This window comes from Actinomadura violacea, assembly GCF_017573465.1.
GTDB lineage: Bacteria > Actinomycetota > Actinomycetes > Streptosporangiales > Streptosporangiaceae > Spirillospora > Spirillospora violacea.
In genome coordinates, this window is sequence record NZ_JAGEPF010000023.1 from 75,136 (window position 1) to 88,646 (window position 13,511).

At 70.2% G+C, this 13,511-nt stretch carries 6 protein-coding genes, 1 tRNA gene, 1 pseudogene and 1 riboswitch; of the genes and pseudogenes, 7 read left to right on the forward strand and 1 reads right to left on the reverse strand.

What is annotated here, in order from left to right:
* Nucleotides 1-25: 25 nt before the first annotated feature.
* From J4709_RS34490 to J4709_RS34505, 4 genes and pseudogenes are all read left to right on the forward strand, one after another.
* Nucleotides 26-4,087, forward strand: a pseudogene (locus tag J4709_RS34490) (TIGR02680 family protein); the annotation flags it as partial.
* Nucleotides 4,074-5,318, forward strand: coding sequence for a TIGR02679 family protein (locus J4709_RS34495; RefSeq protein ID WP_232384495.1), 1,245 nt, complete (start codon nucleotides 4,074-4,076; stop codon nucleotides 5,316-5,318). The pseudogene J4709_RS34490 and the gene J4709_RS34495, both read left to right, overlap by 14 nt.
* 1,028 nt (nucleotides 5,319-6,346) lie before the next feature.
* Nucleotides 6,347-6,679: a hypothetical protein gene (locus tag J4709_RS34500; RefSeq protein WP_208247189.1), complete on the forward strand. Its 333-nt coding sequence runs from the start codon at nucleotides 6,347-6,349 to the stop codon at nucleotides 6,677-6,679.
* Between the two features lie 213 nt (nucleotides 6,680-6,892).
* Complete coding sequence (locus J4709_RS34505; protein ID WP_208247190.1) at nucleotides 6,893-8,515, forward strand: relaxase/mobilization nuclease domain-containing protein; 1,623 nt, start codon at nucleotides 6,893-6,895, stop codon at nucleotides 8,513-8,515.
* Between the two features lie 451 nt (nucleotides 8,516-8,966).
* Here the strand turns inward: J4709_RS34505 and J4709_RS34510 are convergent.
* Nucleotides 8,967-9,040 (reverse strand) — tRNA-Pro (locus J4709_RS34510).
* A gap of 47 nt (nucleotides 9,041-9,087) precedes the next feature.
* On the opposite strand from J4709_RS34510, the gene J4709_RS34515 reads away from it, so the two are divergent.
* The 3 genes from J4709_RS34515 (at nucleotide 9,088) to J4709_RS34525 (ending at nucleotide 13,308) form a co-directional block, all read left to right on the forward strand.
* Nucleotides 9,088-9,822, forward strand: a complete 735-nt coding sequence (locus tag J4709_RS34515; protein ID WP_208247191.1) for a serine hydrolase family protein — start codon at nucleotides 9,088-9,090, stop codon at nucleotides 9,820-9,822.
* Nucleotides 9,823-9,957: 135 nt separating this feature from the next.
* The gene (locus J4709_RS55055) at nucleotides 9,958-11,850 is read left to right on the forward strand and encodes a PP2C family protein-serine/threonine phosphatase (RefSeq protein WP_307801799.1); all 1,893 of its coding nucleotides are present in this window, start codon (nucleotides 9,958-9,960) and stop codon (nucleotides 11,848-11,850) included.
* Nucleotides 11,851-12,331: 481 nt separating this feature from the next.
* Nucleotides 12,332-12,486: riboswitch (cyclic di-AMP (ydaO/yuaA leader) on the forward strand.
* A 12-nt stretch (nucleotides 12,487-12,498) separates the two neighbouring features.
* Complete coding sequence (locus tag J4709_RS34525; protein ID WP_232384496.1) at nucleotides 12,499-13,308, forward strand: CHAP domain-containing protein; 810 nt, start codon at nucleotides 12,499-12,501, stop codon at nucleotides 13,306-13,308.
* Nucleotides 13,309-13,511: the final 203 nt, after the last annotated feature.

Genomic DNA, 13,511 nt, shown 5'->3' on the forward strand with positions numbered 1-13,511 from the left:
GAGCCCCGCCTGATGGCAGCCCACGCGGGCCGGCATCCTCAATGTCTGGCGCTACTACGACGAGGTCTTCGAGTTCCACCGCGGGCGCCTGCTTCTGCGCGGCCCGAACGGGAGCGGGAAGTCCAAGGTCCTGGAGCTGCTCCTGCCCTACCTGCTGGACGCCAGCCTCAAGCCCAACCGGCTGTCCACGTTCGGCGGCAGCGAGCGGACCATGCACTGGAACCTCATGGGCGACGGCCATACCGGCAGTACGAGAGTCGGGTACGTCTGGCTGGAGTTCGCGCATCCAGGAGGCGACGGGGAGGAGCCGCGCTGGTTCACCTGCGGTGCCCGCCTGCAGGCGACGGTCAACACCAAGAGCGTCACCACCGCCTATTTCACCAGCGGGCAACGGGTCGGAGGCCACGGCGGCCTGAGCCTCACCGGTGAGAACGGTCAGCCCCTCACGCGAGCCGCCCTCGATGACGCGCTCGGCACCCTGGGAAAGGTTCACGAGTCGGCCGACGAATACCGGACGACGGTGCGCCGGACCCTCTACCGGGGGCTGACCGAACAGCGCTACGACGCATTGCTGACGGCATTGCGGCAGCTCCGCACGCCCAAGCTCTCGGAACGGCTCGATCCCGGCCTGCTCTCCCAGCTGCTGTCCAGTGCCCTGCCACCGCTCGGCGAGGGTGAGATCCACGAGATCGCCGAGGGTTTCGAGCGGCTGGACCGCCAGCGGGAGGAGCTGCGCCGGCTCGACGAGCACGTCGCGGAGGCCGGACGGCTCGCGGCGCGGCAGCGAACCTACGCCCAGCGAGTGCTGCGCGCCGCGGCCGCATCCCTCATCTCGGCGACGACGACCATGGACCGGCTCACCGGCACGGCCCGTGTGGACAAGGAAAAGCAGGCCCGTGCCGTCGCCGAGCACGCCGCTTCCAGCGCACGCCTGGAAACGGAGGAGCATCGGGAACAGACCCTCGGAGCCCGGATCGAGGGGCTCCTCGCGAGCCCGGCCTACCAGGCCGGCCACGAGCTCGATGAGCTGCGGGAGAACGCGCGCAAGGCCGAGGAGGCCGCCGAGGAGACGCGCAAGATCGCTGCGCGTCATGCCGCCGACGCGCGACGCAGGCGGGAAGAGGCCGAGCAAGCGGCATCCGATGCGTCCCACCGACGGGCACTGACCGAGAGGGCCCGCGAAGAAGCCGCCCGCGCCGCGGAGCGCGCCGGCTTCGCCGCCGCTCACCAGGAGGCGGCGGACTGTCTGGCTCCGCTCGTACGCTCGTCGTCCACCGTCGATCCGGACGATGCCGCAGGCGCGACGAGCCGGGCACGCGAACTCCTGCGCGCGGCGACGACCAGCCGCGAGAAGCAGATCGCCGAAGTGCGGAAGGCGATCGAGGCCCACGAACGCGCCTGCGAACGCCGCGACGAGGCCGAGGCCGAGCGCGACCGGAGCAGGACCCGGCTGGAGAGATCGGTGGAAGCGCGCGAGACGGCGCGACGCGAGTACACGGCGATCCGGAAGGACCTGGCGGCCGAACTGGCCCGGTGGGCGAGCGCCTGCCGACACCTCGCCCCGCTCGACTCCGAGGCGCTCGCGTCCGCCGTCGAGAACGAACGCGACTGCGACGAGATCATCTTCGCGGCTCGCGCGACCGCGATCGAAAGGAGGGCCGCAGAAGAGAACGCACTCCGAACCCGACGGGGCGAGGAAGCCAAGGCCTTGGACGTCCGCGTTCACCGCCGCGCCGTTCTCGCGGGGCAGACGGCGGTCGCACCCGAGCCCCGGTACACGCACACCGCCGACCGAAGGTCCAGGCAGGGCGGACCGCTCTGGCGGCTCGTGGCCTTCGCCGACGGGGTTCCACTGCCAGCCCAGGCCGGAATCGAGGCCGCGCTGGAGGCCTCGGGGTTGCTGGACGCATGGGTGATGCCGGACGGTGCCGTCCTGACCGACGAACCGGACACGTTCCTGTCCGATCGTCCAGCCGCCCCCACCCCTGGCATGAGCCTCGCCGACGTACTCGTCGCCGAACCGGGCACCGCCGTCTCACCCGGGGTGTTGCGGACCATACTCTCCGCCGTTGCCCTGGAGACCAGTGCGCCGGACATCGATCACCCGGCCGTCGTGGGGACGGACGGGTCCTGGCGGCTCGGACCCGCGTCGGGCCGGTGGAACAAACCCGAGCCCGCGTTCATCGGGGCGACCGCCCGGGAACGGACGCGGCGCCGCCGCATCCAGGAACTCGCCGCCGAGATCGAGGAGCTGACCGCGCAGATCAGCGAGATCGACGGGCTCCTCGGGCGCCTGCGGGCGGCCAAGGCAGCGCTCGACGCCGAGCTCGGCGACAGGCCCTCCCACCGGCCGCTCAACACAGCAGCCCAGGCGTTGGCCGAGAAAGAACGCAAGGTCGCCGACCATGGCGATCAGCTGAAGCGAGATGAGGAACGGCTCGGCGATCGGGAGGCGCGCTTAAAGTCGGCGCTGAACGCACTCGCCCTTCTGGGGGCGGAGCACGATCTGCCCGTCCAGGCCGGCGTCCTCGACGGTCTCGCCGACGCGGTGCGCGACGCGCGTGAGGGCGGCACCGTCTGGATCGAGCACTGCACGGCTCTGCTGACCGCCGACGCCAGAGCACGGTCCACGTCCCGAGCGTCGGACGACTACGCGCATACAGCCGCCGAGTCCGCCGAGAGGGCTGCGGAAACAGCGGAACGAGCCGAGGCGCTCGCCGAGCGGGTCGACACGATCGACGCATCGATAGGGGTCGAGCATCGTCAGGTCCTCGAACGGCTCACGATGACCAGGCAGGAGCACGGCGAATGCCGCCGCACCTGCCAGAACATCCGGACCGAGCTGTCCGACCTGCGCGAGCGCATCGGCGTGTTGAAGGAGTCGGTCACCGCCGCGGAGCAGGCACGCGACGACGCCGTAGCCGCCAGGGACCGGGCGGCCACGCGTTACCGCCATCTCGCCGCAGGGCACCTGGCCGCCGATGCCGGCCTCGGCGCGAAGCCGTCGCCCGACGACGGTGTCAAAGCGACCTTGGAGAACGCCCGCGCGGTTGCGGCGACGCTTGAGCGGACGCCGCACGAACCCCAGCATGTGAGAGATGCCGGAGCTCGCCTGTCCGAGGCCATGCACCACGCCCGGGACGTCCTGGCGGACCAGGCCGACCTGGAACTCGTACCGGATGAGGACGTTCAGATCCTCACGGCGACGATGAGCGGGGTCCGCGTCGGAGCGGCCGAGTTGAGCACCGCCCTGGCCGAGGAGCGGGATCGGCGACGCACCGACATCACGGACAAGGAACGCGACCTGTTCGACCGCACCCTCGCAGGCGACACCCGCCGCCATCTCGCCGACCGGATCCGGCAGGCCGGTGACCTCGTGGACGGCATGAATCGCCGCCTCGCGCGCGTGCGGACCGCGTCCCAGGTTGCCGTGCGACTCGTCTGGGAGGTCGACCCACAGCAGTCGGCCGGTATACGCACGGCCCGTCAACTCCTTCTCCGCGACCCGGCCGGGCTGGGAAACGAGGACAAGGAGGCCTTGTACCGCTTCTTCCGAGATCGGGTTGAAGAGGCGAGAGCGGCGAACACCGCCGCGAGCTGGGAAGAACAGCTGATGGAGGTGCTCGACTACACCGCCTGGCACCGTTTCACCGTGCGTCTCGAACGCGCCGACGGGAAAGGGTGGCAGGACCTGACCCGCAAACTCCACGGAGCGCTCTCCGGCGGAGAGAAGGCGATCGCGCTTCACCTGCCGCTCTTCGCCGCCGTGGCCGCCCACTACCAGACCGACCCCCACTGCCCGCGGTTCATCCTCCTCGACGAGGTGTTCGTCGGCGTGGACACCACCAACCGCGGTCAAGTGTTCGACCTCCTGGTCAGCCTGGGCCTCGACCTGGTCCTTACCTCGGACCACGAGTGGTGCGACTACCAGGAGCTCGACGGCATCGCGATCCACCAGCTCATCACCGGCGCCGACGGTGATGGTGACAACGCGGTCACCACCGCCCGCTTCATCTGGGACGGGCACCGCACCCTGCCCGCCGACGACGGACTGTTCCCGATCGAGGACCTCGATGGCGATTCCTGATCGGCTGCACTCCTCCGACCTCCTCCCACTGTGGAAGGAACTGCACCGACGGTTCTCCTCAGGCGCCGCGGTGAGCAGAGTCACGGTCAGCGGGCTTGGCGAGCATCACCGTGCCGCGCTCGCGGACCTGCTCGGCATGGACAGGTACCCGCCGTCCACTCTGACCATCGCGGTCGTCCGGCTGAACGCCGTGCTGGGCGAGATCGCCGGCTGCGACACTCGGACCGCCACCGAAGCGATCATCGGACCGATCGGAGACCGGGCGGCCGAGCGCCGTGACCGGGAACGGGAGCGCGCCGCACTCTGGAGTTGGCTGGCCGGGCATCCGGTCGTCGCCGCCGAGCCGGCGCTCCTCGACTGGGTCGCCGACGTCCGGCGGCGCGGCCTCGTCGCGGGCTCCCTCGAAGACACCCGTAGCATGCTGGAGCAGGTTCTCTCGGTGCTCGTCGCGCTGCCCGCCGACGGCCGCCCGCTCGCCGCCTTCGCGAACGACACACTCGGCGATCCGCACGCGCTGGACGTTGGGCGTCGCGTGTCCGGTGCCGTCTTGAAGGCGCTCGCCTGCCTGTACGGCATCGACCCTCCCAGCGACGCGTCCGAACGCCGAGCGCTTTGGGAAAGGGCCGGGATCGCCTGTGACTCCTTGTCCACCACGGTGCTCGTCGCAGGATTGCGTCCGAGCGGCTCAGACCCTTTTGCGCGCTCGCTGAATCTCTGGGCGGATGCCGGACAGGCCTGCGTTGTCACGCTCGCGCAACTCGTCGAGGCCTCCGACCTGGAAGGCGTCGGATCTCCCGTATGGGTGACGGAGAATCCCACGATCGTCGCTCTTGCCGTCCAACGCCTGGGTAAGCGATGCCCACCGATGGTCTGTTCGTCGGGCTGGCCCAACAGTGCTGCCGTCCGTCTCCTCCGAGGCCTCGCCGCCTCCGGCCGCGTGCTCCGGTATCACGGGGATTTCGACGGTGAGGGCCTGCGCATCGCCGCCTATGTCATGGCCAGGACGGGGGCGCTGCCCTGGCGGATGTCCGTAGCGGACTACCTGGCCGCCTTGGCCGACGCGTCGGGGCCCTTCTCTTCCGCGGGCCGCGTCTCGGACAGTCCCTGGGACACCGAACTCGCCCGGTCTCTCACCACTCACGACGTCGCGATCGCGGAGGAGGCCTTGGCCGAGTCCCTCCTGGGCGATCTGGAGAGAGCAGCGGGCACCGTTGGGGTCATCGATCGCTAGCCGTGACCCACAGAGTCGGCAATACGGAGCAGCTTCCGTGTCTGCCGATGTGACGGTCCCGGCCCCTCCAACTCGCTTGCCATGTGACCTGCTATCCAGTGACCTTCACGGTCACGCATGTCGCGATGACAACGGCGGGTCTTGGAGCCTGGCGGCGCCGAAGGCGACCGGCTTCTTGCAGGTGTACCGAGTCGCCATTGGTCACCTATTGCGGGTTGGGGAGGTCGCCTGTGCACCCCAGGCGCTCGATGGGTTCGACGCGGAGAATTCCCGGTACTCCAACATCACCCCCCAGGACGGCCGGGCCGTTCCCTGACGCGACGTTGGCCGCGTTCGCAGACTCCTCGTGGTTTGTGCGACTGCCTCTCGACGACCAGGTCCAGACTTCGCCCGGCTCGATCGAGATGTGGTTCACGTTCCCCAGCGGCAACACCGCGGATCGCGAGCTGTTCGACGAGAAGGAAAGACTCGAGCGCGGCGTTGGCCGCCATACCGGTGAACTACATCTACGTCGGCGCCGGTATGTCCGGCGGCTACTGGCCGCAGCACCCGCCCAACACCGCTCACCATCTCCCGGTAGGTGATCGCGGGGGTGGCGATGTCGCGGCGCGCCGGTCGTGAAGTTGATGCCCGGCCTTCGGGGCAGGCAGTATAAAGTGCGAGCAACTTTAGACGCTGACTACCACGAATGTTGCTTGTGATTGCTTGCATGCGGGGCTGGGCGAGGTGGTGCGCCGCTGTGGGCAGCGCTCGTCTCTGAACGCCCCGGTTCGGAGCGCCGATGGGGTGGCGGTCAGGCGGCGGGCGGCGTGAAGCCGTTGCGGGCTCGCCGGGCCTCGCCGTGGCGGAGCAAGTAATAGAGATCGTTCATTTGTGGTGGTTGGACCGGGCGCGGTCCAGCCACGGGTAGGGGGGATCGGGCACGATCCCCCGAGGGGGTGAGGCATACGCCTGAGGTAGGCAAGTCGGTGTCGGATTCGGGGGTGCGGAGGCGTCGGTCGCTTCGGTCGCCGCAGCGGAACCGGTCGGTGAGGATCGCCTTATCGGAGCAGGAGCATGCGGTGATGGCGGCTGCGGCGGCGAGCGAGGGGTTGGCGTTGGGGGCGTTCGTGGCGCAGGCGAGTTTGGCGGCGGCGCAGGGACGGGTGGTGTCGGAGTACGCCGTGTTGCGGGAGGCGCTGGCGGCGGTGTTGCTGGCTGCCGGGCAGGTGCAGCGGGTCGGGGTGAATCTCAATCAGGCTGTTGCGGCGTTGAACTCTGGTGAGCTGGTCGAGCAGCTTCGCTGGTACGCCCAGGCGGCGGCGCGCGCTATTGAGCGGCTCGATGATCTGGCTCAGGAGTTGCGGCATCGGCTGCCTTGAGCGGCCGGCCGGGGGCCGTGGTTGATCGGGAAGATACGGCGTGGGCGGCGTGTGCAGGGCTTGCTCCGTTATCTGTACGGTCCTGGGCGGAACGAGGAGCATCGCGATCCTCGTATCGTCGCGGGATTTCGGACGCCGTCGGAGTTGGAGCCCGGTGTGCGGGCAAACGGGAGCCGGGACTTTCGGCGCCTGGACGCGCTGCTCACTCAGCCGTTGGCGCTGTTGGGGGAGCGGAACTATCGGCAGCCGGTGTGGCATCTGCCGTTGCGGGCGGCGCCCGAGGACCCGGTGATGTCCGATGGGGAGTGGGCCCGGATCGCTTGCGAGGTGATGGACCGGGTCGGGCTTGCCCGGGAGGGGGACTTCGGGGCGGTTCGGTGGGTGGCGGTCCGGCATGCCGCCGACCATGTCCACATCGTGGCGACCTTGGCCCGCCAGGACGGAGGGCGGCCTGATGTGTGGAATGACGGTTACCGGGTCCGGGACGCTTGTCGGGCGGTCGAGCGGCGGTACGGGTTGCGGGGGACGGCGCCAGCGGACCGGACGGCGGCGCGGCGGTCGAGCCGGGGCGAGATGGAGAAGGCCGTCCGCCGTGGCCAGGAAGTACCGTCCCGTACGTTTCTGCAGCGTGCAGTCCAGACGGCGGCGGCCGGGGCGAGCAGTGAGGCGGAGTTCTTCCAGCGTCTGCAAGACGATGGTGTCCTGGTCCGCCGGCGTTTCAGTCAGCGGACGGCCGGTGAGGCCACGGGCTACGCGGTGGCGGTCCGCGGCGATGTGAACGGGGACGGCCGACCCGTGTGGTTCGGCGGCGGCAAGCTCGCCGACGACCTCACGCTGCCCAAGCTTCGCCGCCGGTGGACCGGTGCGGACGACTTTGATCCGGCGCGGTCCGGCGTCCGTCCGCTGGACGGACGGTACATGTCCACGCGGACGAAACGAGTCCTGCTGCGGACCGCCGTCCGCCGCGCGGCGGACGAGTCCGGGACGACCACCGAATTCTTCGACCGGCTGCAAGAGGGCGGGTTCCTGGTAAAGGCCCGCCACAGCCAGACCAGCCCTAGGCAAGTGACCGGATACGCGGTCGCGTTTCCCGTCGATCGCGCTGGCGTGGAACCGACTTGGTATCCCGGCAGCCGCCTTGCCGACGACCTGTCACTGTCCCGCCTTCTCAGGCGTTGGGCCTCGCCGGGGCCGCCGCATGCACAGGCTGTCGAGCATGACGAACTGACGCAGGAGGAACGTCAGGGGTTCTACGACGATGCGGCACGGGCCGCTGCTTACGCCACCGCTCAGATCCGCCGGTACCTGGCGGTCAGCCCGTATGCGGTGCAGGACGCCTGCTGGGCGGCGTCCGACGCCCTTCACGTCGCGGCCAAAGTCACCGGCAACCGTCATCTGCATCGCGCCGCCGTCACCTACGACCGTGCTGCGCGCGCACCTTATGGGCGCATTCCCACTCCGACTCCTGCCGGGGACGCCTTGCGCACTGCAGCCCGCCTGCTCGCACGCACCGGCGTCATCAAGAACCGGACGGTGGTGTCCACGGTGCTGCTCATCGCCAACCTCGTCACCCTGCTCGACACCATCGCCGAACTCCGCCATCTCCAGCAGCGCCAAGCCCAGGCCGACGCCGCGCGAAGAGCCGCCGCCCATGCCAGAGAAGCAAGGCCCGCGGCCGAGCGTCCTGTGCCGCAGCCGCCTGAGCCCAGCGCACAAGCGCGCCTGGCCATGGCGGCTTTCCCGAACGCGTGGGCTCCACTGCCACAGCATGCACCAACCCGGACGGCGCCGTCCGAACCCGCGCCCCAAGCCCGACCGAGGCGACGAGGGCCGTGAGCGACCGCCCAGCGGCCATCGTCAACATGGGGGACTACTTCATCCCAGTTGCCCGTCGGGCTCTTCTAGCTGGTGGATCGCGCGTTACGGCTTCGGAGTCGGCGATGCGGAGCACGCTCAGCATGTCGTCCAGGTCGGATACGGAGATCAGGATCCGGACTTGCTGGCAGGGCGCTGGCTTGTCGATCGTCGCGAGGGCACTGCTGCCCGGGTTGCCCGGCCTTGATGCTCGGCGGCGCTCCGGATCGGATGAGGATCATGGGGGAGCGGGTGGGGACCGGATGTGTGAACATCCGGTGGGCTGGAGCGGGCCGGGGCCGGTTCTTCTGGTCCTGTGTGAACCGGGTGAGTGCCGCCAGGGGCGGCTGGGTTCACTAACGAACGGCTAACAAACGATCAAGAGGCCGGTCCTCCGTGTGGAGGAAACGGCCTCTGAGCTGGTACTTCTCTGTCGGGACGGCGGGATTTGAACCCACGACCCCTTGACCCCCAGTCAAGTGCGCTGCCAAACTGCGCTACGTCCCGGTGCCCGCTGCAGCGGGCGTGATTACTCTAGCGCAGTCTGGAGGGTCGTGCGTACCGGGTTCTCGGGCGTGGAGGTGCCGCCGGGGGTGCGGGCCTCGTGGGCCGTGTTCGATCTGGCGCGCGGGTGTGCGCGAGCGGAGCGGCGGCCGGACGAGGTGTTCCGGGCGGCTTCGGTGGTGAAGGTTCTGCTGGCGCTCGACTTCCTGCGGGGGAGGGTGGTCCGGGGGCGGGACCTGGAGCTGGCCGAGGCGATGCTGCGGGTGAGCGATGACGCGGCGGCGTCGGAGTTGTGGGACCGGGGCGGGCAGGGCGAGATCGTCGAGCGGATGGTGCGGCGGGCCGGGTTGAGGGAGACCGTGCCGCCGCCGGCGGACATGCCCGGGTGGTGGGGGTATGTGGGGATGAGCGCGGGGGACGTGGTGCGGGTCTATCGGTATGCGGTGGGGGTGCCGGAGGGGCGGTTGGTGCTGGGGTGGTTGCGGAGGATGGCGGATCGGGGTGCTGACGGGTTCGATCAGGTCTTTGGCCTGGTGGGGGCGGTCAAGCAGGGGTGGTCGGGGTTCGAGGACGTGCCTGATCGGCGGCCGGCGCCTGCTGAGCTGGGGCTCGGGCGGCCCGCGCTGCACACCACGGGGGTGGTGGATGGCAAGGCCGTCGCGGTGCTGACGCTGCATCCGGAGGGGACGTCCGCCGAGCGGGCGGCGGCGTGCGTGACGGCCCTGGCAAAGGGTGTGATGCGGGTCACAGAGGTGGCCATGGGTTCGTCCCCGAAAGGTCAGTGAAAGCGGTCTTATCGGGGCGAAAAGAAAAAGCCGGGTAAAGATCCGGACTGGTAACGAAGATGGCGGCCAACGGACCTTCGTCGACGTATGTAGCTTTTTTCTCCCAGGGCATGAAACGCCGAACGGGGGACTGGGGTGTCGGAAGCGGACGGCACGTGGGGGCCGCCTGGAGTGCACGCGGCGGACCTCGAGGGCCTGCGGGGCGCGGCGCACGACCGTGCGGTGCTGGCCGAGGCGCGGGTGATGCTGGCCCGGCGGCTCGGAGTGCCGCCCGGTGAGGCGCTGCAGCACCTCATCTGGCTCGCCCGGGACCTGGAGATGGAGCTGCCCGAGGCGGCGGCCATGGTCGTCCAGGGCGGCGGTGTGGGGACCGAGGGCGCGGTGGTGGCCGGGCGGCGGCCGCCGCGCTCGGAGGGCCCCGCCCGGCGGGGCATGGTCTCCGAGGCCGAGGACCTGCTGCACCAGCTGGCCGCCGAGGACACCGAGGGGGATCCGGAGATCATCGCCGGGCTGCCCGAGGATCCGGTGGCCCGGGGCCTGCTGGAGGGGGCGCTGGACTCGGCGGCGCACCTGGTGCCGGTGCGGGGCCCGGACGGCGACGTGCAGGACTTCCTGTACGCCGAGCTGAACGAGGCCGCGCGGGACCTGTTCGGGCGGGGCGCCGAGGACCTGAAGGGGCAGCGGCTGCTGCGGACGGATCCGGGCGCGGCGCTCAGCGGGCTGTTCGACGAGTACGTCGCGGTGCTCGAGGAGGGGGCGACCCTGGACCGCGACTCGATCATGTACTCGACCGTCCAGGGCGGACTGTCGCGCTCGTCCAGGATGAGCGTGCGGTGCGTCCGGGTACCGACGGGCGTCGGCATCAGCTGGCGGTATCACACGGGCGAGGACCGCAGCGCGCGGCGGCTGGAGCGGGTGGAGCGGCTGGCGCTGATCGGGTTCGGGGAGTGGGACCTGGTCACCGGGCAGGCGGACTGGACGCCGCAGATGCTCGCCAACTACGGGCTGGCCCCGGACGAGGTGCCGCCGGCGCCGCACGACCTGCCGAAGGTGGTGGCCGACGACGACCTGCCGCTGGTCGAGGAGGCCGTCCAGACGATGTTCTCCCGCCGGGAGCCGGTGGAGGCCGAGCACCGGGTGATCGGCAAGGACGGTGCGCCGCGGCACCTGTGGGTGTTCGCCGAGCCGGTGCTGGACGACTCGGGCCTGCCGGTGTCGATCAACATCGTCTCGCAGGACATCACCCGGCGCCGCGGGGTGGAGCGGGCGCTGGCGGAGACGCGCCGGCAGATGCTCAAGCAGCAGGCGCGCACGGCCCAGGAGCGCAAGGTGGCGGTGACGCTGCGCCGGGCGATCCTGCCGGACGAGGGGGAGGTCGAGGCGCTGCCCGGGCTGCGGGTGGCGATCCGGGCGCTGGCGGCGGAGAGCACCGCGCGGATCGGCGGGGACTGGTTCGCGACCCGGCCGATGCCGGACGGGCGGGCGCTGTTCGCGATCGGGGACGCGGCGGGGCACGGGCTGCCGGCGGCGGCGTCGATGGCGCGCAGCCGCAACGGGCTGCTCGGCCTGTCGTGCACGGGCGAGCCGGCGGGGCAGCTGGTGGGCTGGCTGAACGAGCTGGTCGGCAGCATGGACCCGCCGGCGACGGGCACCGCGATCGTCGGCTATTACCGGCCGGACCGGCGGGTCATGGAGTGGACGTGCGCGGGGCATCTGCCGCCGATCCTGGTGCGGGACGGGCACGCCGAGCCGCTGGAGGTCTATCGCGACCCGATGCTCGGCGCGCTGCCGGACTGGGAATACGCGACGATCTCCACGGAACTGCGGCGGGGGGATCTGCTGTTCCTTTACACCGACGGGCTCGTGGAGCGCCGGGACACCGATCTCGACGAGCGGATCGCGCGGCTGACCGGCATTCTCCGGGAGTCGTCGGCGGGGCCGGAGCTGGCGCTGGACGAGGTGCTCGCGCGGATGGAGCACGACCGGGCGGCCGACGACACCACGATGTTCGCCCTGCACGTGGAGTGATCACCGGCAGGTCAGGCGCCCTCTGATCGGGTGTGACGTAGAGCACCTCTCCAGTGGGATGGCGGGCGCGTTGTGACCTGCGCCGCCATGAGTGCGCCTTTCGGGAAGGGCGCGAGGGCCGTCCCGCATTTGATCATTTTACCTTTTCCCGATCAAGGGGCGAGGTCGGGAATCCCCGATGCCGTAAGGGTTTCCGGGCGGCCGGGGAAAGATCGGGAAGGTATGGCGACGGGCGGTCGTTGAACCGGGGTTCCCATGGCGTTGACCAGGCAAAAGATCCTTTTGCGGCCGGTTTGCTTTTCCGGTGATGGTTGGTACCTTCTTGCACGAATCACGCAGCGCGTTCCATGCGTTGCACGCCGGCCGCTTCCATGCGCGGCCGAGGGTCGCTGAGCGGAATCCGCACGCGACGCGCGCCACACGATGCGCGCCCCCTCGAGATCAGTCGCCGAGATACATCCGAATATCCGGCACCGCGATCCGCGGTGCGAGGCCGAGTCCGTCCAGGTCCATCCGACCGGACGGAGCCGGGGACCCAAGGTTCCAGGGGTGAATCGGCGCGTCCGCAGGGCGCGCCGTAGGGCTCTTCCATGCCCGAATCCGTCAGCTAACCCGGTAGGCGTCATGGGAGACAAGGAGATTCCCTGCATGACCGGTCGTTTCGATCGTTTTACCAAGAACATCGCCCCCCGACTGAGCGCGCTGCGCCTGTCCGGCGCCGCCCCCCGTGCCGCGCTCGCCCGCATGAGCCCCGAGGACCGGGCCGTGGGCGTCGCCGTGGCGGGCGTGATGGCCGGGGCGATCGGGCTGTCGATCTTCAACCCGCTGACCGGCGGCACCGCGTCCGCCGAGACCCCCGCGCAGGCCGCCGCCGCGGCGAGCCGCGAGGACGCGGGCGCCGGCCGCTCGGTGCACGCCAAGGCCGAGCGCCCGGGCCGCGCGGCCGCGGCCAAGTCGGCCCGCTCCGTTGACGCGCAGACCGTGATCAAGCTGGCGAAGTCGCAGATCGGCGAGGGCCCGAACCGCGACGGCTCCACCAAGTACGCCGACTGGTACGCCTCCACCCCGCACGCCGCGGTGACCGCCCGGCGCGACGGCGGCAGCGTGGGCGACTACCGGGGCGCCGAGTGGTGCGACATGTTCGTCTCGTGGCTCAGCGCCAAGACCGGCGTGAAGAACATGGGCTGGGACGCCTACACCGTCTCGCACGCCAACTGGTTCAAGGACGAGGGCAAGTGGGGCCAGAAGGCCCGGCCCGGCTCGGTCGTGTTCTTCGACTGGCAGAACGGGTCCAGCGGCGGGATCGACGGCATCGACCACGTCGGCCTCGTCGTCAAGGACAACGGCAACGGGACGATCACCACGGTCGAGGGCAACACCGGCAACTCCGTCCAGGAGAAGATCCGCGACAAGTCCGAAGTCGTGGGTTACGGATACCCCGACTACGCCAAGTCCTGATCGTCGGATCCGCACGGAGAACGAGTTGTTCGTGCGGAGTGAAGGCGCCCGGCCCCGGCCGGGCGCCTTTGGCGTTCCCTGGTGGTCTGCCGCGTGCTGGCGGGTAATGCTAAGCATTGACACCTTTTGATCTGGGTTGGCCCTTGACGCCTCCTTGATGGAAAGGAATCCCTGGCACGCCGGAGGAGCGGAAGGGGATGCCC